This window comes from Haladaptatus sp. DYSN1 (assembly GCF_029489995.1).
Taxonomy (GTDB): Archaea; Halobacteriota; Halobacteria; order Halobacteriales; family Halococcaceae; genus QDMS2.
Genome location: NZ_CP120470.1, coordinates 238,830 through 263,681, shown reverse-complemented (window position 1 = coordinate 263,681; position 24,852 = coordinate 238,830). Strand labels below are relative to the sequence as shown.

Annotated in this window: 23 protein-coding genes; 9 read left to right on the top strand and 14 right to left on the bottom strand. The window is 62.3% G+C overall.

Features of this window, described 5'->3' with window-relative positions:
- Positions 1-41: 41 nt before the first annotated feature.
- Positions 42-509, top strand: a complete 468-nt coding sequence (locus tag P0648_RS01340; protein WP_276246041.1) for a hypothetical protein — start codon at positions 42-44, stop codon at positions 507-509.
- On the opposite strand, the gene P0648_RS01335 is transcribed toward P0648_RS01340, so the two are convergent.
- Together P0648_RS01335 and P0648_RS01330 are read right to left on the bottom strand one after the other, a co-directional pair.
- Positions 510-1,022: a winged helix-turn-helix transcriptional regulator gene (locus P0648_RS01335; RefSeq protein ID WP_276246042.1), complete on the bottom strand. Its 513-nt coding sequence runs from the start codon at positions 1,020-1,022 to the stop codon at positions 510-512.
- On the bottom strand, positions 1,022-1,360 hold the full coding sequence (locus P0648_RS01330) for a hypothetical protein (protein ID WP_276246043.1): 339 nt from the start codon (positions 1,358-1,360) through the stop codon (positions 1,022-1,024). Before P0648_RS01330 ends, P0648_RS01335 begins: the two co-directional genes overlap by 1 nt.
- Before the next feature lie 332 nt (positions 1,361-1,692).
- On the opposite strand from P0648_RS01330, the gene P0648_RS01325 reads away from it, so the two are divergent.
- The gene (locus P0648_RS01325) at positions 1,693-2,205 is read left to right on the top strand and encodes a DoxX family protein (RefSeq protein ID WP_276246044.1); all 513 of its coding nucleotides are present in this window, start codon (positions 1,693-1,695) and stop codon (positions 2,203-2,205) included.
- On the opposite strand, the gene P0648_RS01320 is transcribed toward P0648_RS01325, so the two are convergent.
- Entirely contained in the window at positions 2,206-3,429 is a 1,224-nt protein-coding gene (locus P0648_RS01320; RefSeq protein ID WP_276246045.1) for a glycosyltransferase family 4 protein, read from the bottom strand.
- 149 nt (positions 3,430-3,578) lie between these two features.
- Here P0648_RS01320 and P0648_RS01315 point away from each other — a divergent pair, with 149 nt between their 5' ends.
- The 4 genes from P0648_RS01315 (at position 3,579) to P0648_RS01300 (ending at position 9,610) form a co-directional block, all read left to right on the top strand.
- Positions 3,579-4,994, top strand: coding sequence for an oligosaccharide flippase family protein (locus tag P0648_RS01315; RefSeq protein ID WP_277504960.1), 1,416 nt, complete (start codon positions 3,579-3,581; stop codon positions 4,992-4,994).
- Between the two features lie 48 nt (positions 4,995-5,042).
- Complete coding sequence (locus P0648_RS01310) at positions 5,043-6,449, top strand: sulfatase-like hydrolase/transferase (protein WP_276246047.1); 1,407 nt, start codon at positions 5,043-5,045, stop codon at positions 6,447-6,449.
- 90 nt (positions 6,450-6,539) lie between these two features.
- Complete coding sequence (locus P0648_RS01305) at positions 6,540-8,342, top strand: class I SAM-dependent methyltransferase (protein WP_276246048.1); 1,803 nt, start codon at positions 6,540-6,542, stop codon at positions 8,340-8,342.
- The gene (locus tag P0648_RS01300) at positions 8,339-9,610 is read left to right on the top strand and encodes a nucleotide sugar dehydrogenase (protein WP_276246049.1); all 1,272 of its coding nucleotides are present in this window, start codon (positions 8,339-8,341) and stop codon (positions 9,608-9,610) included. Before P0648_RS01305 ends, P0648_RS01300 begins: the two co-directional genes overlap by 4 nt.
- On the opposite strand, the gene P0648_RS01295 is transcribed toward P0648_RS01300, so the two are convergent.
- The 4 genes from P0648_RS01295 to hemB all read right to left on the bottom strand — a co-directional run bounded on the left by P0648_RS01295 (position 9,611) and on the right by hemB (position 15,002).
- Positions 9,611-10,846, bottom strand: a complete 1,236-nt coding sequence (locus P0648_RS01295) for a glycosyltransferase family 4 protein (RefSeq protein ID WP_276246050.1) — start codon at positions 10,844-10,846, stop codon at positions 9,611-9,613.
- A 38-nt stretch (positions 10,847-10,884) separates the two neighbouring features.
- On the bottom strand, positions 10,885-12,003 hold the full coding sequence (wecB, locus tag P0648_RS01290; protein ID WP_276246051.1) for a non-hydrolyzing UDP-N-acetylglucosamine 2-epimerase: 1,119 nt from the start codon (positions 12,001-12,003) through the stop codon (positions 10,885-10,887).
- Between the two features lie 84 nt (positions 12,004-12,087).
- Positions 12,088-13,725 carry an ammonium transporter gene (locus P0648_RS01285; protein WP_276246052.1) on the bottom strand — a complete coding sequence of 546 codons (1,638 nt, stop codon included), beginning with the start codon at positions 13,723-13,725 and terminating at the stop codon, positions 12,088-12,090.
- A gap of 296 nt (positions 13,726-14,021) precedes the next feature.
- Positions 14,022-15,002, bottom strand: coding sequence for a porphobilinogen synthase (hemB, locus tag P0648_RS01280; RefSeq protein ID WP_276246053.1), 981 nt, complete (start codon positions 15,000-15,002; stop codon positions 14,022-14,024).
- 90 nt (positions 15,003-15,092) lie between these two features.
- Here hemB and P0648_RS01275 point away from each other — a divergent pair, with 90 nt between their 5' ends.
- Together P0648_RS01275 and P0648_RS01270 are read left to right on the top strand one after the other, a co-directional pair.
- Positions 15,093-15,626, top strand: a complete 534-nt coding sequence (locus tag P0648_RS01275) for a GNAT family N-acetyltransferase (RefSeq protein WP_277504956.1) — start codon at positions 15,093-15,095, stop codon at positions 15,624-15,626.
- 75 nt (positions 15,627-15,701) lie between these two features.
- Positions 15,702-16,868: a PQQ-binding-like beta-propeller repeat protein gene (locus tag P0648_RS01270; protein ID WP_277504955.1), complete on the top strand. Its 1,167-nt coding sequence runs from the start codon at positions 15,702-15,704 to the stop codon at positions 16,866-16,868.
- Between the two features lie 15 nt (positions 16,869-16,883).
- Here the strand turns inward: P0648_RS01270 and P0648_RS01265 are convergent, their stop codons facing one another.
- The 7 genes from P0648_RS01265 to P0648_RS01235 form a co-directional block, all read right to left on the bottom strand.
- The gene (locus P0648_RS01265; protein ID WP_276246056.1) at positions 16,884-17,531 is read right to left on the bottom strand and encodes an NADPH-dependent F420 reductase; all 648 of its coding nucleotides are present in this window, start codon (positions 17,529-17,531) and stop codon (positions 16,884-16,886) included.
- Positions 17,532-17,568: 37 nt separating this feature from the next.
- A complete protein-coding gene (locus P0648_RS01260; protein WP_276274680.1) occupies positions 17,569-18,648 on the bottom strand; it encodes an aminopeptidase in 1,080 nt (359 codons plus the stop codon).
- A 72-nt stretch (positions 18,649-18,720) separates the two neighbouring features.
- Positions 18,721-19,812, bottom strand: a complete 1,092-nt coding sequence (locus P0648_RS01255) for an aminopeptidase (RefSeq protein ID WP_277504952.1) — start codon at positions 19,810-19,812, stop codon at positions 18,721-18,723.
- Between the two features lie 116 nt (positions 19,813-19,928).
- Positions 19,929-22,019, bottom strand: a complete 2,091-nt coding sequence (locus P0648_RS01250) for a (Fe-S)-binding protein (protein ID WP_276274681.1) — start codon at positions 22,017-22,019, stop codon at positions 19,929-19,931.
- 95 nt (positions 22,020-22,114) lie between these two features.
- Entirely contained in the window at positions 22,115-22,819 is a 705-nt protein-coding gene (locus P0648_RS01245) for an energy-coupling factor transporter transmembrane protein EcfT (protein WP_276246059.1), read from the bottom strand.
- Positions 22,813-23,514, bottom strand: a complete 702-nt coding sequence (locus P0648_RS01240; RefSeq protein ID WP_276246060.1) for an energy-coupling factor ABC transporter ATP-binding protein — start codon at positions 23,512-23,514, stop codon at positions 22,813-22,815. The genes P0648_RS01245 and P0648_RS01240 overlap by 7 nt, the downstream gene beginning before the upstream one ends.
- The gene (locus tag P0648_RS01235; protein WP_276246061.1) at positions 23,511-24,092 is read right to left on the bottom strand and encodes a biotin transporter BioY; all 582 of its coding nucleotides are present in this window, start codon (positions 24,090-24,092) and stop codon (positions 23,511-23,513) included. Before P0648_RS01235 ends, P0648_RS01240 begins: the two co-directional genes overlap by 4 nt.
- Before the next feature lie 136 nt (positions 24,093-24,228).
- Between P0648_RS01235 and P0648_RS01230 the strand changes: the two genes are divergently transcribed.
- Complete coding sequence (locus tag P0648_RS01230) at positions 24,229-24,819, top strand: LuxR C-terminal-related transcriptional regulator (protein WP_276246062.1); 591 nt, start codon at positions 24,229-24,231, stop codon at positions 24,817-24,819.
- Positions 24,820-24,852: the final 33 nt, after the last annotated feature.

The window sequence follows — 24,852 nt, the reverse complement described above, 5'->3', positions numbered from 1 at the left end:
GCCAGAACGTGTAGAAAAGTGCGAGTCAAAGCTAGCCCAGTATGTCGAACCAGCAATCCACTCGCCGAACCGTTCTGAAAACGACCGCGACGCTCGCCGTCGGCGCAGCCGGCGTCGGCGCGTTCACCGGGTCTGCGGCCGCCCACTTCCCCGACGACCTCTCCATCGACGTGAAACCGGGGAGCGACCAGAACACCATCAATCCGAACAGCAACGGAATCACCAAGGTCGCCGTCCTCCAGACCGACGACTTCGACCCGACCAGCGCGGACGTTCGCTACCGGTTCGGCCCTCACGACGTGTTCGCGGCTGGCGAGGGTGCAACACAGGTCTCCTCGAAGGTAAAAGACGTAAACGGCGACGGTCGCGACGACCTCGTTCTCTGTTTCCGGACCGACGAGGCTGACTTCGCGGGCGACGAGGACGAAGCAGAAGTTCGCTGGGACCGCGACGACAGCCGCGAACACGGCCTCTCGGGGCGCGATGCGGTGCGATTCGTCGGGAACTGATTACTCCGCAAGCAACGAGTCGACGAGTCTGACGAACCGGTCGACGAGCGAGTCCGGGAGCGACGGCGTGATTTTGCCGAGCAAACGCGCCGTCTCCTCTGGCCGACACAGCGCAAGGGTTACGCGCCCGCGCTCGTCGCGGCGCTTTTCGACGATTTCTGCCTCGACCAGGTTGTCGAGGTGCCACTCCAGCGTGCTCCGGGCGATGGTGAGTGCGTCTGCCACCGCTCCCGGCCGTTCGGGGCCGTGTTCGAGCAGGTAGATGAGCACGTCACGCGCCGTCTCTCGCCGGAAGAGCGCGAGCGTCTTTCGCTCCCACGCGGTGAACGCTGGCGGATAGTAGTGGGTCTGGCCGAACAACGACTCTGCGACGATTCGCTCTTGGCGCTCCAGTTTCCGTGTGTGGTACTGCACCTGCCCCGGAGCCAGGTCGAGTTGACGGGTGAGTTCGTTAAAGTGGAGTCCGGCGTGAGCGTCGATGTGTGCGTAAATCCGCTCGCGTTGGTGGGTCATCAGTCGAACTCAGCCTCCCTGGAAACCGACCGCGCGTAGTAGATGGCCCCGATGACGAGTGCGACGAGCGCGACGTCGAGACCGTGTTCGAGCAGGTGGTGAACGTTCGCTTCGAGAGACCCCACTATCGAGAGGCCGGCGACTACGGACTGGGCCAGTAGTGCCCCGAGCGCAAGGACCACGAACAGGTATGGCCTCGACTGCCGACGCAAGAACGCAGCGATTGCGAGTCCGAGCAAGACCGCCGCACCCACCGACGCCACGGCGACAGCCACGAGCAGCGGGATGTCTATTACTGGCGAGGATGCGTGCAGTACGTGCGAGGTCACCCAGTCCATCTACCCCCTATTTCGGCGTTGAACACCTTGAGCACTGTCCTTTCGTGAGGTCTGCGGATCAGCATAAATCACACCGAGACAGATTTCGTATCTCAATATGTGGTTTATCAATGTTGGGCGGTTGTTTCGACCACCGCTGCGTATTCTGACGGTGCGGGTCCTGTTGGGCCAATTTCATACAGATGCAAGAGTTTCTTCAATGGTTACACTCGTAGAACCTTTCGTAACACTCATAATTAATTTAGACGAGTCTAAAAATATGATTCGGCATCAACCGTCAACTCAGGGAACCAGAATCGATTCCACGCACAGCCCCTCGAAACGGAGTGAAAATGACGTCTGAGAGCTCGACAGCGACTACACTGTCGCAATTCGATACGAACCGCCTCGCGACGCCAGCACTCGTGATTCTTCGAGTGACGCTCGGCTGGGTATTCTTCTATGCGGGCATCACAAAGGTCATCGACCCGACGTGGACGGCCGCCGGCTACCTGGAAAACGCCGTCCCCGCGGGCAATCCCTTCGCATTCATCTGGCCGACTCTCGCCGGACTACCCGCCGTTGATTTGCTCGTCCAGTGGGGCCTCACACTCACTGGTCTCTGTCTCATCCTCGGTGCGTTCGTTCGATGGAGTGCCCTGTGGGCCAGCGTGATGATGGCGACGTTCTGGGCGAGTAGCCTCCCGCTCTCCCACGGCATCGTCGTCGACGAACACATCGTGTACATCCTCTCGCTCGGGTGTCTGTCCGCCTTCGGTGCGGGTCGTATCGCAGGCCTCGATGGGAAACTTGAGCAATCAGCAGTGGTTTCCGAAAATCGGTGGCTCCGCTATCTTCTCGGCTAGTTACGACAACGATTCGTACGTTTTCTGGAGGGTCTCTGCGTCCGACTCCCAGTTGTATCGGTCTTCGACCGCGCTTCGGCCGTTTTCTCCTCGCTTGCGTGCTATCTCAGGGTCTGCGAGTTTGAGCAGTGCCTCCCCCATCTCGCTCGCATCGTCGGCCGTCGCCACGGCGCCAGCCTCGTTTTCGCCAACCACTCGCGCGAGTGGTGGGACATCGGAGACGAGTACTGGCTTTTTGAGCGCCATGTACTGGAAGAGTTTGTGCGGGATGGTCGTGTTCGTGTGGGGCGTCGACGCGTGTGGCACCAGACACACGTCGCTCGCCGCCATGTACCGCGGGACGTCCTCGAAGTCGACCCAGCCGGTGAAGGTCATCGCGTCGGTCACGCCATGGTCTTCACAGAAGACGTCGAACTTCCTGCCATATTCCTCGCTTCCGGGTGCGCCGACGATGAGCAGGCGCGCGTTCGGGAGCAGGTCGCGGACCGCAGCGAACCCGGCAACGACGGATTCGAGTCCGCGATGTGGGGCAAACTTTCCCACGTACGAGATGACGAACTCGTCTTCGAAACCAGAGACTGGTTCTGGGTCGGTGTCGAAGTGTGTCCGGTCGACAGTGTTGCCGACGATTGCCACCGATTCTGGCGCTGCTCCACAATCTTCTACGTAGTGGTCTCGCGCCTCTTCGCATACTGCGAGAACACGATTTGCTTGCTGGACGCAACTTCGCTCCAGTCGCTTCCACCGCCGCACTGGCAGAGCTGCGTACTTCGTGAGCAAGCCAACGTTCGTCACTACGTCTTCGAGGCTGTGCATCAGTCGCCACTGCCGAATCGCTTCGGGATAGTTTTCGTGGAGGTCCGCGACCACGGGAATGTCGAATTCGTCTCCCGCCGCAAGCCCCGTTCCCACGAGTGGCAGGTCGTGGACGTGAATCACGTCGATTTCTGACGCGTCGTTGACCGATTCGATGGCCGATTTCCAGAAGGGATGGACGAACGTCGTGAGGTACGAGAGGGTCTGTCTCTGTCGCTTCAACGTCGGGTGGTCGTGCTCAGAAAACCGCCACACGTCGATGTCCGCTATCGTCTCCCTTCGCGGTCGGTCGCCGTCTACGGTGCAGACGAGCGTAACATCGTGTCCCGCAGACTGCAAGGCTCTCGCCTCTTTTTCGACGCGGATGTCCCGGGGAAACGCTTTCCGGAGCACCATGCAGACGTGCATTTTCTGTGTGCTATGGTGGTGACATAATAACTCTGTTGCCCGCTGTCGGATGCGGATTTTCTCCGTCGCGCGGACGAAAGAACAAAGGCCCCAGTCCGCTGAGATTGCGCCGATGACTGACCTGGGCACCCACACACTGGTGAGACCCGATGGGTAGCGTAGACCGCGCGAGTTTCGCCCTCTTTGGCTCTCGCATCCTCTCGCAACTGCTCGGGTTCGTGAGCGTCATCTACTTTGCCCAGCAGATTGGCGCAGAGGGACTCGGTGTCTACTTCACCTTCGTTACTGTCGTGAGCGTGACGGGTGTCTTCTCTAAGTTAGGATTGCCAGGTGCCGTGGTCAAGCGAATGAACCAGGCGACGAACGCCCACGACCGCGGCAAGTACCTGTCTGGCTCCTTCGTCTTGCTCACCGTCCCGTTCGTCATTACGGGTGGGTTGTTGTTGCTGTTCGGTCCGCATCTCACCGATTACGTCGGTCTCGCGGCGGCCGCCCCGCTCGCCGTCGCCGGCGTCGCCATGGCGGTGAGTTCGAACCTGCTTAGCTCCGCACTCAGGGGGGAAAACCGCGTGGCGACGACCGCGGTTCTCGAACTCCTCGACCAAGTAAGCCGCCTCACGATTAGCGTGGGATTGCTGTTGGCAGGGTGGGGCGTCCTGGCGCTCGTCCTCGGGCGTATCCTCGGAAACGTCATCAAGGGCATCGCCTCCTACGTCGTCCTGGAGACCTCCTTCTCGATTCCGACGCTCGAGACGCTCACGAGTCTCTTCGACTTCTCTAAGTACACCGTCGGGATGAACGTGAGTTCACTCGCATACAACTGGGCCGACACCCTCGTCCTCGCCGCCTTCGCCACCAAGGCAGCGGTCGGTATCTACGAAACAGTCTGGATGGTGAGTGCAGTCACGCTCCTCGCCGCGCAGGTAATCGGTATCTCACTTGCCCCGTCGATGACGCGGTGGCACGAGGCTGGCCAACTCTACCGCGTCGAACGCGGGTTCACACAGGGGCTCTCGTTCGCGCTCATCCTCGTCTTCCCAGCCCTCATCGGCGCATACCTCATCGGTGACTCGCTGCTTCAGACGCTGTACGGGTACAGCGCGGGAACCACCATCCTCCTCATCCTCCTCACCGGACAGATCTCTGAGGGGGTAAAGAACATCACGCAGAACACGCTGTTCGGTATCGACCAGCCAGAACACGTCTTCTGGACCAACATCCTCACGCTCGGGGCGAACGTCGTCCTCAACCTAATCCTCGTCCCGCCGTTCGGGATGCTTGGCGCAGCCGCCGCAACGTTCACGACCGCGACCGTTGCTGCCGTCTCACAGGTCTATTACCTTCGCCAGTACATCGAACTCCGCGTCGACCACACGACGCTCGTGTGGCAAGCTGGCGGTGCGATTGTGATGGGGGTCGTCGTCGCCGCGCTGACCGGCGTCTTCCCACTCGGAACCGAACTCGGCCTGTTCGCCCTCGTCGGGATTGGTGGGCTCGTGTACGGTGGCGTCATCCTGACCAACGACACGATGCGAGAACGACTTCTCGGAGCTGGCCCGTTCTGACCTGCCAGAGTGCTTATACGAGTCGCCCCCTTTTCGCTGAGTAGCTGAATGACACGAAACGTCGTCCTGCTCTGTCTCGACACCGTCAGAAAGGACTTTTTCGACCGCTTTGCCACGCGGCTCAGAGACCGGGCAGACGTCACCTTCGAGCAGTGTCGGGCGGCGAGTTGCTGGAGCGTCCCGAGTCACGCGAGCATGGTTACGGGCGAACTGCCATCTGAACACGGAATCCACGCGAAGAACCCGCGACTCGACGCGCTCACCGACCGCGAAACCATTCGCGACGACCTTCCAGACCACCGATTTCTGGGCGTGAGTTCGAACATCTACGCCGGGTCGAACTATGGATTCGACGTCATCTTCGACGAATTCGTGGACATCGCCCGCGACCACCGCTATCCCGACGCCCTCGACGCCTCTACGTTCATCTCAGAGGAAACAGACTCGGGACTGTCACGATATTCCGCTATCCTTCGCGCCTGTCTTTCTCACCCCGAGACGGGAAAGAGTTTCGTGAACACAATCGCTGCGCAACTCCAACATCTCTCTCGCAACGGCCCGCTCGCTTCCTTCCCCGCATTCTTCGACGACGGGGCCGTGTCCGCTCGACGGGCGGCACTCGACCTCGTCGCGCGCACCGACGACCCCTATTTTCTGTTCGTGAACTTCATGGAGGGTCACGAACCGCACCGCGATACGTGGCAGTACGACCGCGACAGCTACGACGTGCCAACTGGCTGGTCGTCTCGCCCACTCCAGACGTGGGATGCCGTCGACCCCTCGACCGAAATCGACCAGCAACTCGGCTGGTATCGCGACCTCTACGGCGCGTCGATTTCCTACCTCGACGAAGCGGTCGACGAGTTCGTCACCGACCTGCTCGCGGCCACAGACCGTGAGACGACCGTTGTCATCACCGCAGACCACGGCGAGAATCTCGCCCGCCCTGAAGACGACGGCCACCTCGGACACATCACGAGTCTCACCGAGGGCGTGTTGCACGTCCCACTGCTCGTCATCAACCCGCCAGACGGCTACGACCCCGCCGAGACGGACTACGTCTCCCATCGCGAACTCCGTCGCCTCCTCGCGGGCCTCGCGAACGGCGAGACGCCCGACGTGACCGCAGACCGCATCCCGGCGGAGGTGCTCGCCATGACGCCCGGAAACGACCCTCTTCGGGAGACCGACCCCGAGTACTGGACCCGGCGTATCCGCTGCGTCTACGACGGCGAGACGAAGTACGAGTGGGACAGCCTCGGGACACAGCGTGCGGTGAAACTCGACCACACCAATCCGTGTTGGCAGGCTGCGCGTACCGACACAACGGTGCCTTCGTGGGCGACAGCCGAGTTCGGAACCTCGCTCGACGCCGTTTCCGTGGTCGAGAGGGAACCGACAAACCAGATGGACGACGCCGTCCTCGACCGACTCGAAGACCTCGGCTACCGCTGACCCGTCGTCAATTTATTGCGCGATTCTGGTGACGGTTTGAAGTAGTATCGGCCGTGACACTTACGGTTCGCGACGCCACTGTCGAAACGAATGCGAGACAAAGTCCTCCAGCGGTGGGTCAAGCAACCGCCGGCGAGTCCGGAAATCCAGTATCTCAGGGATGCAGAGCGACTGAACGCGTGGGAGCAACTCGGTGAGCGAACGCGAGTGCTCGATATCGCCTCCGAGTCGAACGTCACCGCCGGATTACAAGCAGAGGAAGTCGCCCGCGTGGACTTTTCAGCCGACGCCATCGACCACGCCCGAGACATCCTCGGCGAGAAGGTCGGCCAGTACGAAGTGGCGGACCCCGAAAAACCGGACCTCCCGTTCCCGGACAATCACTTCGACGCGGCCGTGTCGATTGGCCCGTACGACTGGAAATTCCTCGATATCGACCACCTCACCGCAGAGGTCAATCGAGTGCTCGAACCAGACGGGCTCTTTTCGTTCTCTGTGCCGACGCCGCGCTCTCCGTACGCCACACGTGGGCGCAATCGGTTTCGCTACTACGAACCAGAAGAGGCACTCGACATCATCGCGCCGGACTGGCAACTCGTCGACTATGACCTCGTGTTCCAGTATCCAGACCGCATCCACCGCATCGTGAAGTCGCTCCCGAACACGATGCAAGAACCGTTCGTGGACTTTTCGTGGCGCGTCACGGAGGAACTCACCGAACGTGACCGGTGGAACGAGGCAGCCTATCTCGTCCTCGGGGCAAAACCGATGGAGTACGACGACTCGCTCGACACTGCCCTCGAGTGCCTGTTCCGGCCGGCCGAGGAGAACGGTTTCTGGGACGAACACGAGTCGAAGTTCATCCGTGGGCTCGACTACTCCATCGACACCGGCGAACACGCCGTAAGCGACCCGTCCGACCTCTCGTGGACGCGTGACGACACCATCCAGTGGCGCTACGCACCGTTCGCCCTCATGGGGTCGATGCAGTGGCGCGTCTCGGAACTCGGCACCGACCAATTCGACGAGCAACTCCGCGACGAACTCGCCTACTTCGAGGACAAACTCGCAGACGACCCGGGCCGAATCGGAATGCCGAGTTACGGCATCGGCCCACTCATCCTGAGTTACGCGCTCGCCGACTCGGTGTTCGAGGAGGACTATACCGAGATGGCGCGCACTCTGTTCGAGTACTCTCGCGAGGCGTTCGACTTCTCCCACGCAGAGGACAGTCTGCTCGCCTACGGGTGGTCGTACCTCTACGAGCAGACGGGCGACGAAGACGTGCTCGCAGCAATCGAAGACGCGCTCTGGAAAATCAACGAACGCCTCGACCCACCGTCGGGAACGTTCCAGTTCGAAAACGGCACGACGCGCCGCCACCAGAACCAGATGTACACCATCTGGGGGATGGCTCGCGCCATCGAGGTGACCGGGAAGACGGGCTACCTCGACAGCCTCGAACTCGTCCTCGACCACACCATCGACGAGCGCATGCAGGCCGACGGCGCGTTCATCTGGGAAGACGTGAGCCAGCCGATTCGCGGTTGGACGGAGTTCGTCATCGACTTTTTCGACCGGCGGCCGCCACATTGGGATTTCCTCTACGAATGCCACCAGACGTTCTTCGTGAACGCCGTCTCCCACTACTACGCCGCCGGCGGCGAGACCGACTACGACCGCGAGGTCGGCCAGGCGATGGCGTGGATTTTCGGCGACAACGTTCACGGTGAGGACCTCGTCGAACTGAGCGGTCTCGGCGTCCCATTGCGGTTCATGACCCGAGACGGCCGGATGGACGTGCCCGACCAGATGTACAAGGGCGCCTACGAGGTCGGTTCCTACGTCATGGCGCTCACCAACCTCCTCGACGGAGACGGCCAGTTCAAATGAGCCAGCAAGCGGTGGCCACCGAACAGCAAGTCTGCGTCCTCGGCCTCGGTCACGTCGGCCTTCCGACGGCGCTGCTCGCGGCGAACTCACACGACGTGATTGGTGTCGATATCGACCAAGACCACGTCGACGCGCTCAACGCAGGCGACCTGCCAATCGAGGAACCGGGGATGGACGACCTGTTCGACCGGGTCAACGGCCAGTTCGCCGCCCAAACGACGGTTCCCGACGCAGACATCTACGTCATCGTCACGCCGACGCCCGTCCGTACGGAGAGCGGCATCGCAGACATGAGTTACATCCGGGCGGCCGCAGAGATGCTCGTCCCGACGCTGGATGCGGGGGACCTCGTCATCCTCGAATCGACGGTTCCACCAGGAACGACAGAGCGCCTCATCGCGCCGATTCTCGAAGAGAGCGGCCTCTCAGTCGGCGACTTCCACCTCGCCTATTGCCCGGAACGGGCGAGTCCGGGCGACACGCTCACCGAAATCACACAGAACAACCGTGTCGTCGGTGGCGTCGACGAGTCGTCGGTCGCCCACGCCGTCGCCTTTTACGAGTCGTTCGTCGAGGGGGCTATTCGAACCACGACGCCCCGAACCGCCGAGTTTGTAAAACTCATGGAGAACACGTTCCGCGACGTGAACATCGCCCTCGCGAACGAGTTCGCGCTCATCGCAGAGGAGTTCGAGCTCGACGTCCACGAAGCGACGAGTCTCGCAAACGAGCATCCGCGGGTGAACGTCCACCACCCTGGCCCGGGCGTCGGCGGTCACTGTATCCCAGTGGACCCGCAGTTCCTCTCTCAGCATGCGACCCACGATCGCCTCATCTCGCTCGCTCGCGAGGTGAACAACTCGATGGCGGGCCACGTCATCCGCACGATTCGAAGCGCGCTCTGCGACGACCGCAAGGCCACGATTACGCTGTTTGGCGTGGCCTACAAGGCAGACGTCGAAGACACGCGAAAGACACCAGCCAACCAGCTAGTCGAACTCATGGAGAGCCTCGGTTACGAGGTACGAGTTTACGACCCGTTCGTCACAGAATTCGCGGTCGACCCAGAGTCACTCGACTCGGCAGTCAACGGGAGTGACTGCATCGTCGTGGTCACCGACCACAGCGAGTTTGCGACGCTCGACCCAGAATCGTTCGCCTCGAAAATGGCGACGAAAACCGTCGTGGATACCCGTGACGTTATCGACCGAAAACGCTGGCAACAGGCCGGCTTCAGCGTCTCCGTGCTCGGTGACGGGACGGTCTGATTACTCGCTCTCGACGAGCGACTCGTACATCGCCACGAGTTTCTGGCCGTCGTGCTCCCAGTTGTAGCGGTCTTCGACTGCCTGTCGACCATTTTCCCCCAGTTGGGCGGCTGTCTCTGGGTTCGTCGCGAGGTCGATTGCTGCCTCGGCGAGGTCGGTTTCGTTTTCTGGTTCGATTACGTGGCCAACGTCGGTGTCTGTCACCACCCGGGAGAGCGGCGGGAGGTCGGTGACGATGACTGGCTTGCACATTGCCATGTACTGGAAGAGTTTGTGTGGGATGGTGGTGTTCGTGTGGGGCGTCGAGACGTGCGGAACCAGACACACATCGCTCGCCGCCATGTAGGCGGGGAATTCGTCGAAGTCGACCCAACCAGCGAACGTCACGTGGGCTTCGACGCCGTACTCACTCGCGAGGTCGCGCAGTTGCCGTTCGTACGGTTCGGACCCTGCGCCGACGAGTAGGAGGCGCGCGTTCGGTACCTCGGCGACGATGTCGGCCATCGCTTTCACGGCCGTCGTCAATCCCCGATGCGTCCCGAACGTGCCGACGTAACTGATGACGAAGTCGTCTTCGTAGCCTGCAATCGGGTCAGCTTCACCAGTAAATCGGTCCAGGTTCACCGTGTTCGAGACGACGGTGGACCGAAACGGCGAGAGGGCACAGTCGTGGTGGTAGTGCGTCGCCGCCTCTTCGGTGACGGTCACGACTCGGTCTGCGGCCTTCACACAGCGACGTTCGATGCGCTTGTAGCGCGAGACGGGCTTGAGCGCCCAGTGGATGGCGAATTCGGGGTCGTCGAGCACGGTGGCGAGTGAGTGCGGTTCGCGCCACAGTCTGATTGCCTCCGGATAGTTCTCGTGGAGGTCTGCGACGACGGGGATGCCGGTGCGTTCACCGACCACGACTCCCTCGCGGACGAGCGGGAGGTCGTGGACGTGGATGGCGTCTGCGTCTGTTTCCTCGACCAGTGCTTCGAGCTCGCGCACCCAGAGTGGATGGACGTTCGCGAGCAAGTTTACGGCCGCACTCGACAGACGTCGGGTCTTTTCGCGGATTGATTCTTCTTCGATTCGGACGACGTGCATGCCATCGAGGTGTTCTCGCGTCGGCGCATCGAGACTCCCTCGACAGAGCAACGAGACGGTGTGCCCTGCTGTGCGGAGCGACTTGACCTCTTTCTCGATACGCACGTCTGGTGGGTACGTGTGCGCGAGAACCATGCAGATGTGCATTGGGGAGTTGTCTCTCTGTTTTTCTCGGTGTGGTATAACTATCTCGGCGAAGCGGACGCGCTTAGCGCCGAACAGATGTGGGCGACGATTTGCTCACCTGCCGTGCCATCGCCGTAGATGTCAGTGTGTCCCTGCATCGACGCTCTCGTCGCCGCGTCGCTGAAGACTGCGCTCAGCCGCGGACGGACTTCAGCGGGAGTCAGCAGTTCGTTCACGCCTGCTTCGACGGTTTCTGGGCGTTCGGTGTTTGGCCGGACGGTGAGACACGGCACTTCGAGAATCGAGGCTTCTTCCTGAACGCCACCGGAGTCGGTGACGACGACGCGGGCGTTCGAGAGGAGTTTGAGAAAGTCGAGGTAGTCGAGTGGTTCGATGACCGTGAGCGACCGCTTTGGACCCTCGTCCCACGCCTCGATTTTCTCTGCGACGCGTGGATGGGCCGGGAGCAGGACAGGAAAGTCCACACCGTCGAGCGCGTCGAGGATGGTCCGGAGGCGCGCTTCAGTATCGGTGTTTCGCGGTCGGTGAATCGTGGCGACGGCGTAGGGTTCTTCGAGGTCGAGGTCGTCGAAAATTGTCGATTCACGGGCGGCGATTTGCACGTTGTTCTGGCAGGCATCGACTACTGTGTTCCCGGTCACGAACACGCCTTCGTCGATGCCTTCTGCGTGCAGATTGTCACGCGCCGTCGCTGTAGGTGCGAACAGCAGGTCGGAAACGTCATCTGCAATCTCGCGGTTTACCTCCTCTGGCATCTCCTGGTCGTCGCTTCGAATCCCCGCTTCGATGTGGGCGAAAAGCGGCTTGCGCTTGCTCGCCGCGAGCGCAGCGGCGAGAACGGCGTTCGTGTCTCCCTGTGCGAGGACGACGTCGGGTTCGTATGCGTCGATGAGAGCGTCAATCTCGGTGAGTCCGGTTGCTGTCTGGTCGGCGTGTCCACCGCTACCCACACCCAGATTCTCGGCTGGCTGCGGAAGGCCGAGGTTCTCGAAGAATACAGCACTCAACTCTGCGTCGTAATGCTGGTTTGTGTGGCAAACGGTCAGCGCTACTGCGTCGTTTTCCTCGGCTGCCCGAATGACCGGGGCCATCTTGATGATTTCAGGACGAGTACCGACGACGAAGAGGAATTGCCATCGGGGAGGGGTTTCTGTCACTACTCGTCCATGCTTGACGACCGAGTTATCTGTTTTGGCTGACGTATCGTCGAACCGCCACCTCGAAAAAAGCGAAGTGCTGTCTTAGACCGCACCCATGCCGCTGTTGCCGGTCCGCACCTGCAGTGCGTCCTCCACGGGGATAACGAAGATTTTCCCGTCGCCCGGTTCGCCCGTGTTCGCGGCGTTGCGAATCGCTTCGACGACCTCCGCGGCGGGCACGTCTGCGACGACGCACTCGATTTTCACCTTCTGGTGGAGGTCGACCGTGTACTCTTCACCGCGCCACTGGCTCTTCTTCGCGGGCTGGCTGCCCCGTCCGCTCACGTTCGTGACGGTAAGACTCGGGGCTCCGATTTCTGCGAGTGCTTTCTTCACTTCCGCGAGGCGGTCAGGGCGGATGATGGCCATGACCAGTTTGATGCCGCTGTTGCCGGCGGGGGTCACCCCACCGTCGGTGAGCATCGGTTCGTCCCCGATGTTGAATTCGGGGTACGTCTCGACGCCGTGTTCGGAGATGTCCAGTCCTTCGCGTTCGTGTTCCGGCGAGACGCGCGCCTGGCCGAAGGCTCTCGCGACGCCGAACACTGCCATCGTCGCGGCGACGGTCCAGCTGCCGATGACGACGACGCCGACGACCTGCGCGACCAGTTGGTCCATCGAGAAGCCGCCGACGGCGACAAACGGCAGCGCGATGGTTCCGAGAATCCCGGCAGAGCCGTGGACGGGGAACACCGCACACACGTCGTCGATTTTGAGCCGCTTCTCGACGAATTCGAAGACGATTGGCAGCTGAATCCCGGCGAGCAGGCCAACCGCGAGGCCGCCCCACCAGGTGATGCCGTCCGCGATGGCCGTGACGCCGACGAGGCCGGCGAGCAGGCCGTTGGCGACGTAGAGTGTGTCGACTTTGCCCGTCTTGTACATCGAGGCGAGGCCGGCACCCATCGCACCCGCAGCCATGCCGAGGGTGGTGATGACCGCCACGCGCCCGACGTAGGCGAAGTCACCGAGGGCGAGCGCGCCGTCTTCGACGGTGAGGACCGTCGCGGCTGTTCCGACGTTGAAGCCGTACCAGCCGAAGGCGAGGATGAGCGTCCCGAGTACCGCGAATACGAGCGAGTGGCCAGGGATGACGTTCACCGACCCATCTTCGTTGTACCGCGACATGCGGGGGCCGATGACCCACGCGGCGGTGAGGCCGGCGATACCGCCCATGCCGTGGACGATCATGCCGCCGGCGAAGTCAGAGAATCCCAGGGTGTCCAGGAACCCGCCGTCCCAGGTCAGGCCCGTGACGACCGGGTAGATGACCGCAGAGAGCAACACCGTGTACGCGAGGTAGGTGCGAAGGCGTGCCCGCCCGGCGACGGCCCCGCTCACGATGGTCGCGGCGGTCATGGCGAACACCGCGCCGAACAGCCAGTACACCCAGCCCGTCGAATCGAGCCCGGGAGTCGCGAAGATGTCTCCGACGGCGAAGGAGCCGCCACCCGTCAACCCACCCACGAAGGCCGAGACGCCCGCTCCCACGAGGAAGAAGACGCTCACGCCAATCGACCAGGTGAGAAGGTTCTTCGTCAACTGGTTTGCGACGTTCTTTGCCCGTACCTGCCCTGCCTCCAGCATCGCGAATCCCGCGTGCATGAAGAAGATGAGGAAGGTGACGATGAGCACCCACATCATGTTGATGCCCTCGACCAGCACTTCGAGGTCGCTCATTGCCACACCTCCACAGCATTTGCCCCCTCATTTGGCCGTTTGTCCACATTTGCGCGGTAATCCGCACGAATCGAATCCAATTTCACGGATAAGTGGGATGATAACCTACTATAAAAAACGATAGGTTGACAAACGAAACTTATAATTGAATATTATGGCCAATCGTACAAAATTGGTGATAATATTATCTGTAATAGGTTGTACTCTGTCCAGATTCTGGACGTTCGCCACGTTTATTTCGTGACGTATGTCAACCGCTCTCGTATAGGGTTCGCCCCAAAATCCGGCCTGCGCGTTCAGAGACGGTCTGCGAGGTCTTCGGCGAAGTAGGTGAGAATCAGGTCCGCGCCCGCCCGCTTTACCGACAGGAGCGATTCGTAGGCCACTTCTTCGAGATTCAGCCAGCCCTTCTCGGCGGCGGCGTGGAGCATCGCGTACTCGCCACTCACGTTGTAGGCGGCAATCGGATGGTCGAACTCGCGGCGCAGGTCCGTCACGATGTCGAGATAGGGGAGCGCGGGCTTCACCATCAACACGTCTGCGCCCTCGTCTGCGTCCAGTCGCGCCTCGCGCAGTGCCTCGCGCTTGTTCGCGGGGTCCATCTGGTAGTGTCGCCGGTCGCCGAAGGAGGGTGCGCCATCGGCAGCGTCGCGAAACGGCCCGTAGAAGGCGCTCTTGTACTTCGCCGAGTAAGCCATGATGGCCACGTCCGAGTGCCCGGCCTCGTCCAATCCCTGGCGAATCGCGCCGACCATCCCGTCCATCATCCCACTCGGCGCGACCATCTCCGCGCCGGCCTCGGCGTGCGAGACGGCGATTTTCTGTAACAGGGGTAGGGTCGCGTCGTTGTCCACCGTCATGTGCTGGTGGTCCGGCGCGCCGTCTTCGAGGGGGCCACAGTGGCCGTGGTCGGTGTACTCACAGAGACAGATGTCGGTCATGACGTAGGCGTCCGTCTCGGCGGTAATCCGCCGGGTGGCTTCCTGAATCACGCCGTCTTCGGCCCAGGCGCGAGAGCCCTGGGGGTCTTTCGACTCGGGGATACCGAACAGCATGACGGCTTGGACGCCCGTTTCGCGTACCTCCTCGACGCGGCTTACGACGTGGTCTATCGGCACGCGCTCGTGGCCGGGCATCGACTGAATCGAGACGCGCTCGTCGATGGTCGCATCGACGAACACGGGCGTGATGAGGTCGCTCGCAGAAAGCTCAGTTTCGCGGACGAGCGGGCGCACGCCGTCGGTTCGCAACCGGCGTGGGCGATGAGTGAGGTCCATGTGCGGACGTGGGTGAGGAATGCTAAAAGGGTTCTCGGAAATGACGGCAAATCTCGTAACGGCTTTCACCGGTCTCGTCAATCGTTCGATATGCCTGGCGACCCGTTTCTGTACGGCGACGGCGTGGTCCTCTGTGCCGTCGACGAAGACGACTTGCCGTTCCTGAATCGCAACATCAACAATCCGGCGGTGCGCCGCCCACTCACGTCCTCGATTCCGCGGACGATGACCGAGACGCGCCGCTATTTCGAGGAGGTCATCACGAAGGAGGAAGACGACTTCCACCTCCTCATCTGCACGCCCGAGGACCACACTCCAGTGGGAATGATTACGCTGTTCAAAGTTGCCCGCCGAGAGGGCCACGGCGAGCTCGCCATCTGGGTGGACCCCGAGTTCCACGGCAACGGCTACGGCACCGCCGCCGCCCGCTGCATCGTCGACTTCGCGTTCGACGAACAGCGCCTCCATCGCATTCAGGCCCGCGTCTTGGAGACGAACCCTGCCTCCCAGCGCATCTGGGAGAATCTCGGCTTCACCCACGAGGGCACCCACCGTGACGAAGATTACGACGACGGCCAGTTCGTGGACATGTTGTACTACGGCCTGCTCGAAGACGAGTGGTAACACACCTCACTTTCAGTGAAATCGGTCTTTGACATTTCAACACCTATTACTGAACGAAACGGGAAGGTGTCAGCAATGCAACGTCGGGGGTTTCTCTCTTTGGTGGGTAGCGCGGTACTCGGTGGGTGCGTTGGCGGACGAACGACGACGCCGCCACCCGACCCGATCGCAGAGTTCACCGCCACCGCACCGTGGCCCATGGCGGGGTTCGACGCATCGGGAACCGGCCGGAACCCGACGACCGAACCGCTCCAAAATCAGGCCGAGGCCTGGAACCGTGACCTCTCCCCGCACGTCGTCGGGCCGGTTTCGGTCTCCGTGGTCACTGACGAAACGTCCGTGTTCACTGGTGCTCACTCGCGTGTGACGGCGTTCGCGGCCCGCGACGGAGACCACCGCTGGTCGTACGACTTCACCCACCGCACGGTTGCCGGCCTCGCCGTCGCGGACGACGCGCTCGTCGCGACCGCCACCGGACCGGCGGGTCCTGCTCTCGCGAAGTTCGACACCGAGTCGGGCGAGGTGCTGTGGAGCAGACTCCTCAACGCCGCCGCCCGCGGTCCGCCCGTCGTCACCGAAAACCGCATCTTCGTCCTCACTGCCGCACCCGACGGGGGGATTCGGTCGTTCAACCACGACGGGGAACTCCTGTGGGGAAAGAGCGTGGTCGCCCGAAACGAGGGCCCGCGACCCACCGTCGTCGGCGACTCGGTGTTCGTAAACGACGGCGGGGAGTTGCTCGCACTCGAGGCGAAAACCGGCGAGATTCGCTGGCGTAGACGGCTCGAATCGCCGCTCACCCAGCCGCCGGTCGCCACCGACTCGCGGGTGTACGCGACCACCGCGAGCGGCCTGAGCGCGTTCGACGTGGACAGCAACGTCGTTTGGGAACACACCCTCGGGGAGACTGTCGAACTGACCTGCCCCTGTGTCGCTGGCGAAACCGTCGCCGTCGCAGACGAACGCGGCCGGGTGACCGGACTCCACGCCGACGACGGCGACCTCTCGTGGCGTTCGCTGCTCTCTGGAAGCGTCACCTCGCCGCTCATCGCCGCAGACGAGACGGTCACGCTCGCGACCGAATCGGGCCTGCTCACGGCAATCGTAGACGGCTCGACGCGGTGGACGCGCGAACTCCCCCTTCGCGAGCGGTTCGACGCCCCGCTCCGCGTGACGCTCGTGCCCGCCCACGACCGGCTCTACGTCGCGCTCAACGACGGCTGGCTCTACGCGCTGGGTTAGGCAGCAAGGAGACGACTACTTGATCACGGCGAAGGCGTGTTTGTACGTGTTGAGCGTTCCCCCCGCCCGCACCCAGAGGGGCACGAGTGCCTCCAGATACCGCGCCGATTTGATGTCGCCCATGTCGAACGCCCCCGGCCAGCCGAGTTCCGAAAGCAACGCGTCGGTTTCTGCTTTCGCCGCCTCGTCGTTCCCGCAGATGAGCATCGGCGGCGTTTCGGCCTCGAACACGGGGTCTATCATCTGCGAGTTCGTGACCGTGTTGAAGCACTTCACGACGTGCGCGTCGGGGAGTTTTGCCTGAATTCGCTCGCCGAGTGAATCCTGTGCCCCAGTGAAGAGGTGCGGGGGCATTCCCTCTGAGAAATCGAGCGGGTTCGTCGCGTCGAGGACGAGTTTGCCCGCGAAGTGCGCCGGCCCGGCGAGGTCGAGGGCGTTCTCCGCGCCCTTCCCGTTCAACGCGAGCACCACGATGTCGCCGAATTCGGCGGCGTCCGCGAACGACCCAACCGACCCGCTGTCGCCCACGTCTTCGACCCATTCGGCGAGTTTCTCCGGGCTACGCGTTCCAAGTTTGACCTCGAAGCCGTGTTTTACGAACCCACGGCCGAGCGCCTGTCCGACGTCCCCGCTGCCGAGTATCCCCACTCGTTTCGCGTCCATACCGACAGAAGGCGGCGGCGGAGCAAAAGGATAGGTCTCAGTTCTCGAACCGGAAGTTCCCATCTCGCTGGACGACCTGTCCATCGACTTTGATTAACGAGTCCTCTCGCATGTCCACCAGCATGTCGGTGTGAACCACCGAATCGTTGTACTCGATTTCCGCGCCGACGCATTCCGCAAGCGCGTGGCCCACCGCGAGATGGACGGTCCCGCCCATCTTCTCGTCGAAGAGCATGTTCCCGGTAAAGCAGTCGATACCGCGGTTCATGCCGATACCGAGTTCGCCGACCCGTCGCGCCCCGTCGTCGGTTTCGAGCAGCGAGGCGAGGGCGGCTGCGTTCTTCGCCGCGCCGTGAGCGACGACGTCACCGCCCTCGAATTCGAGCCACGCCCCCTCCACCTCGCGGTCGTGGACGAGCACGGGAAAATCGAACCGGACGCGCCCCTCGACACTGTCGGGGACGGGAACCGTGGCCACCTCACCGCCCGGGAGGTTGTTCTTCCCGTGGTCGTTGAGCGCGTGGTTCCCCGCAATCGACATGGTGAGGTCCGTTTCCTCGCCTGCCCGGATACGGACCGTCTCGCCCACCTCCAACACTTCGGCCACCTTCTCCTGGCGCTCGCGCTGGGCCTCCCAGTCGCGGTTCACGGCGTTCCAGACGAACTCCTCGTACGCCGCAGTCGCCATCTCTGCCTGCTGTGCACTCGCCTTCGTGGGATACTGCGTGAGCACCCAGCGGGTGTCGAGGTACGCCTCACGCACCGCCGCGTCGGCCTGCGCCTTTCGCTGAGTCACCTCGGTGGGCACGTCGCTCTGTTCGAAGACGTTCCCGGGCGCGCGAATCAGAATCAGTACGTCCGCCGCCTCGAACTGGGCGCGCGTCATCTCGTCTTCGACGATGTCCGCCTGGTCGATGGCCCGCTTGTACGCTCGCTGGGCGCGATAACTCGCCAGTCGGGTGACGGTCGTCGCACCGCGCTTGCCGCACAACTCGGCGATGGCGACGACGAGGTCTTCGGATTCCGGCGTTCCGCTCACGATGACGTTGTCGCCGCGCTCGATTTCGGTGGCATGCGAGACGATGACTTCTGCGTGCGTTCTGATGCGGGGGTCCATACGAAACCTGCACCCGGACGCTCATTAAGCGACGGCCACGGGTGGAGTGAAAGTAAAAGTGAAACCTGTCGATTACCCTTCGAAGCCGTCTTCGAACCGGAACGTGCCGTTGCGCTGGACGACTTCGCCGTCAACCTTGATGAACGAGTCTTCGCTCATGTCTACAATCATGTCCGTGTGGACGACGGAGTCGTTGCGCTCGTTGCCCTCGCCGACGGTGTCGTCGTAGGCGCGGCCGACGGCCATGTGGACGGTGTCGCCCATCTTCTCGTCGAACAGCATGTTGTACGTGAACTGGTCGATGTCACGGTTCATGCCAATCCCTAACTCGCCGAGGCGACGTGCGCCGTCGTCGGTTTCGAGCAGGGCTTCGAGCATCTCCTCGTTCTTCTCGGCGGAGAACTCCACGACTTCGCCGCCTTCGAATTTGAGCCACGCGCCGTTGATTTCGCGTCCTTGCACCATCACCGGTTTGTCGAAGAGGACTTCGCCCTCGACCGAATCGGGGACGGGCGCGGTGAACACCTCGCCGCCGGGCATGTTGTGCTCGCCCCAGTCGTTGATGACGTGGTTGCCCGCGATGGACATGGACACGTCCGTCGTGTCGCCGGATTTGATGTGTACTTCGTCCGCACCGTCGAGGATTTCGACGAGTTGAGCCTGGTGTTCTTCGACGGCGGTCCAGTCCTTGTTGACCGCGCTCCAGACGAAGTCCTCGTAGGCGTCGGTGCTCATCTCTGCCTTCTGTGCGCCACCCTTCGTCGGGTACTGGGTGAGGTTCCAGCGTTTCTCCAGATATGCTTCCTGCAGGTCGCGGTTTTCTGCCGCTTTCTTCTGGTTCTTCTGGGGCGAGACGTCGCTTTGTTCGTTTACGTTCCCCTGTCCACGAATGGCGATGAACACGTCCGCGGCCTCGATTTCGGCGAGTGCCATCTCGTTGAGGTCGATGTCGTCCTCGTCTATAGCCCGCATGTACGCTCGCGTCGCCCGCTCTGAGGACATCTTCGATTGCACTGTCGCACCGATTTCGCCGCACAACTTGGCGATGGCGACGACGAGGTCCTCGGATTCCGGCGACCCGTTCACCACGACGTTGTCGCCTCGTTCGACGCCCGTGGAGTGCTCTACGATGACTTTTGCTTGCTCACGAATGCGAGGGTCCATGCTCTACACTCGGGGCAGCGTTCACTTAAAAACGGGCAGAACAACTTTTCTGTAAGCAATCGGACAACGGGAGTCGAATTGCGTCCGATAATTCCCGAAAAAGTTCCGCAAACAGCCTACAGATTCGCTTTATCCATCGCCCCAAGCGCCTCGACGACGAGCTCCGAGACGTCCACGATGTCGATGTCTTCCTCGTAGTCGCCGGTCTTGCGGCCGTCTTCGTACATCGTCATGCACATCGGGCAGGCGACGACGAACTTCTCGACGGCGCTGCCGGTTTCGGTGTCTTCGAGTGCTTCGCGGATGCGTTCCTCGCTCGGTTTCGACGTCTCCTCGAAGTCCATCCAGAGGCCGCCGCCGCCACCGCCACAGCAGAAGGAGTTGCTGCGGTTGCGGGGCATCTCGTCGAGCATGACGCCCGTCGCGCGGATGACCTCGCGGGGAGCCTCGTACTCGTCGTTGTACCGGCCGAGGTGACACGGGTCGTGGTACGTGACGGTGTAGTCGAGTTCGTTGCCGCGGAGGCCGAGTTTCCCGGAGGTGACGAGTTCTTCGACCACCTGCGTGTAGTGGTAGACCTCGCCGCCCCAGCCGAAGTCGGGGTACTCGTTTTTGAACGTGTTGTAGGAGTGGGGGTCCGTACAGACGACCTTCTCGAAGTCGCAGTCCTCGAAGGCGGCGATGTTGTCCTCGGTCAGCATCTCGTAGAGGCCTTCCTCGCCGACGCGGCGCACGTCGTTGCCGTCGTTTTGCTCGTCATCGTAGAGGATGCCGTAGGAGACGCCCGACTCGTGGAGGATAGTGGCGAGCGCGCGAGCGACGCGCTTGTTGCGCTCGTCGTAACTCGGGTAGTCGCCGACGTACCAGAGGTACTCGACCGACTCCTCGCGGGCGTCCGGAATCTCGAAGTCCAACTGGTCGGTCCAGTCTGCGCGCTTGCGCTGTGGGTCTCCGAAGGAGTTCCCGTTCGAGAAGATGTTCATCATCGCTTCCTGGACGTTCTCGTCCATCTGGCCGGACTCGGTGAGTCGGCGGTTCATCTCCGTAAACGAAGAGAGATGCTCGATTTCGACGGGGCAGGCGTCCATGCAGGCCATACACGCCATGCACGATTCCATCGTGTGGCTGTCGATGACGCTCGTCCCGCCGTCTGCGATGATTGGCATCTCTTCGGTGCGACCCGCGTCGAGGTCCTCGCGGTAGGTCTTCAGGTCGAGGATGACGTCACGGGGGTCGAGCGGTCGACCGGAGGCCTTCGCCGGGCAGACCGACGAACAGCGACCACACTTCGTACAGGCGTCCTGGTCGAGCAGTTGTTTCCACGAGAAGTCGTCGATGGAGGACGCGCCAATCTCGTCCGGGCTCGCATCTGCTGGAACGCCCGGAAGCCGCTTGCCGGCCAGCTCGTCGCGGGTGACGACGTTGGCGAAACTCGAAATCATGTGGAACGGTTTCGCGTACGGGACGGCGGCGACGAACGCGAGCGCGAGCAGGGCGTGGCTCCACCACGTCATCGGGTAGAGTGCGAGCGCCATCTCGGGCGTCACGCCCGCGAACTGGAGGACGTCGGCGACGAACCAGCCGACGAAACTCACGGTCTCGAACTCGGGGAAATCTTGGGCGAGGATGCGGACGCCTTCAGTGAGGTACCCGCCCACGCCGAGCAAGAACAGCGTCCAGATGAAGAGGTCGTCTTCCAGCGAGGTGTGTTTGCCCCAGAGACGGTCGGTGCGGACAGCGTAACGTCGGTAGAGCGCCATCCCGATGCCCACGACGAACAGGAAGCCGAGGGCGTCCATCACGAGCGAATACGAGAGGTAGAACTCGTTTACGAAGAACGAGGGCTGGCCGAGCGCCTTCGTCCAGATGTCCATGTCGATGGCGAGGATGGTGGTCCCGATGAGCAGCGTCAGGAAGCCCCACATGATGAACGCGTGCATCACCCCGCCGTAGAGGTCTCTGTTGAACTGTTTCTCGTTCGAACCGACGATTTTCACGGCGGACACGATGCGACTCGACAGGTCGTCGAGGCGCTCGAACCAGTCGTCCGTACCCCGTGAGTAGCGGGCGAAGCGGTCGTAGACGCCGTAGGTGAAGACGGCGATGACGACGGCCGCGAGGTAGTAGAACAGCACCTCACCGACGGGGCTGATCTGCCAGAACGTGGGCCGCGTCTGCGTCGCTCCTGCCTGCAGGAGGAAGGTCATATATAATCACCGTGGAACAATACGCGCTTAAATCTTGCCACCGACGCAAGCATCACGAGACTGCAGTCTGCGTAAATGAAAAACTAGATGTCCGTTTAGATGAGTGCTGTGGCCACCAGCCCACAGGCGGCGAGGAGCGGAACCGCGTCGAGTCGGGAAAACCGCAAGCGGGGAAGGGTGGGGTTCCACGCGAAACACCGCGCCTGCATGGCGAGCGAGAGTGTGTCCGCTCGGGAAAACGCCCGCGACAGTCCAGAGAGCGCGAGGATGCTCGCCCGTTCTGGAATGGAGCGTTCGGTTCCCAGCCGTGCCTGCATCGCCATTCGCATCCGGCGGACGTCGGCCAGCAATACCGGCAGAAACCGGAACACGAGCGAGACACCCATCCCGAGCACCTGTCCCGGTTTGCCGGGAATCACGCGCTGGATGGCCGCCCGCGAGGCGCGGGCCGGCGTCGTCCGGACGTACGTGGCCGCGACGAGGACGATGATAACCGCTCGATAACTTGCGAGTGCAGGGGGAACCGCCTCCGCGACTGAGAACCAGGGCGGTCCGAGCACGAGGCCTTCGAGAATCGGAGCCATGAGAAGCACCGCCAGCACGACGCGAAGTTCGCGGAGCGCGGTCCAGAGCGGCGTCGCGGCTACCCAGAGCGCGAGCAGCGCGACCAGCGAGAGCACGGCCAGCCCCCGCGGCGTCGTGTGGGCGAACGCGGCGACGGCGAACGCAATCTGGAACGCCAGTTTCGCCCGCGGGTCGAGACGGTGTGCGACTGACGAACCGGGTTCGTACGTCAGCATGGGGGTCTGACACCGAGTTCAGGAAGGTCATCGAGAACCTCCTGCGGCGTCCCGTCTAGGCCGATTTGGCCGTCACGCATCACCACCACGCGGTCGGCCAGTTCGAACACGTCGCGCAGGTCGTGGGTCACGACGATGATGCCGGTTCCGGCCTCCTGAAGCGCCCTGAGCCGCGAGAGTACGGACTGACGGGCAGGTTCGTCGAGGCCCGTAAACGGCTCGTCGAGGACGAGAAAGTCGGGTTCCATCGCGAGTGCGCCGGCGATGGCGACGCGCTCCTGTTCACCTCCAGAGAGGCGGTCGAGGCGTTCTGCCTCGCGACCGGCCATGTTGACCGCCCCAAGCGCAGTCTCGATTCGGCGGTCTATCTCCGCGTGGGAGAGGCCGAGATTTTCGGGGCCGAAGCGAACGTCTTCACCAATCGTCGCGGCGACGAAACAGTCGCGCGGGTCCTGAAACACCATTCCAACGGCCATGCGGGCTGCCACGAGGTCGTCCTGAACGGCTCGCCCGTTGACCTCGACGCAACCCTCGTCAGGTGTGAGCAGGCCGTTCAGGTGGCGAACAAGCGTCGTCTTGCCAGAGCCGTTCGGTCCGGCGAGGATACAGAACTCGCCGTCGTCGATGGCGAGTGAGACGCCGGCTACAGCGGCGACGCCCTCGTATCGGTGGACGAGACCGCTGACCGAAATCATGCCGCGACGAGGCGGTCGCTCCTGACGATTGCCACCGCGGCAGCGATTTTCAGGAGTTCACCGGGAATGAACACGAGCGCACCGGCGGTCAGCGCCGCCATCGGTCCGAGGTTCGCGATGAGGATGAGCCCGAGAACGCCGAGGCCGTAGATGACCACTGTCCCGACCAGCAGTCCGGTGACGATGCGTGGAACCGGCAGTTTCTGGGCTGGCTTGACTTCGAGCCCGCCGTGGGCGATGAAGCCAATGACGATGGCTGCGAACAGGTACGACCAGAGATAGCCCGCTGTGCTGCCAAAGAGGTGCCCGATGCCCGCCGCGCCTCCCTGGAACACCGGCGCACCGACCGCGCCAGCGAGTAGATAGAACGCAATCGAGATACCGCCCCAGACGGGGCCGAGCAGGAGACCGGCGAGGAAGATGCCGAGCACCTGCATCGAAAACGGCACTGTCGAGAACGGAATCGGGAACGAAATGTACGCGAACGCCCCCGTCAGCGCGGCCATGAGTGCCGCCCGCGCTACGTTCAACACCACTTCGTCGCCAACGAGGTCGACGTCGCCCGTATCGACGCTCATTCACCGTCACCCGGTTTGCTAACTGCTGTCATCACGTGATTCCTTTCCGTCAACCACAGTTAATGCTTCGGTTGACGACCTCAATCAGCAACAGCTATTTACCTTCACGGGGTCTCAGATTCCCGATATCGCAGCCATGGACGAAAAAACAGAATCCCTCCGAAACCTCTTCCTCGAAGTCGCCGGGGACGCGACGGTTACCGAACAACAGGAGGAGGGGCGCGGGTCGCTCACGCCCAAACAGAGCGTCGACGAGCGCCTGCGCGCGGTCATCGCGAAGATGCGCGACCGCTACGAGTTCACCACCGACCTCTCGGACGGTGACCTCGCCGCGCTCGTCAACGCCTACTACGACGAGGTGAAAGACGCCACCATCGCAAAACAACTCGACGTGTCGCCCGCCACCGTCTTCCGCGCTCGCATGGATCTCCACCTCATTCGTGAACGCGACCTCGACGCCTCCTTCGAGGTGGACGCCCTCCGAGCGGCGCTCTCCGACGGTAAATCGGTCGCCACCATCGCCGACGAACTCGACATCGCCGAATCCACCGTGCGCCGCCACCGCCGCATCATCGAAACGCAGGCGGCAATCCGCCGCGTCAGCCAGCGGTTCGTGAGCGAGTTCGAAGAAATCCTCGACGCGACCGGTTCCTCGATGACGAAATCCGCCCGCGAAACTGGGCTGGAGGACGCCACCGAAGGAATGGAGTCGAACGTCTCGTTCTAGCACCTTTTTGCTTCGGGGGGTCGCTTCGCGACC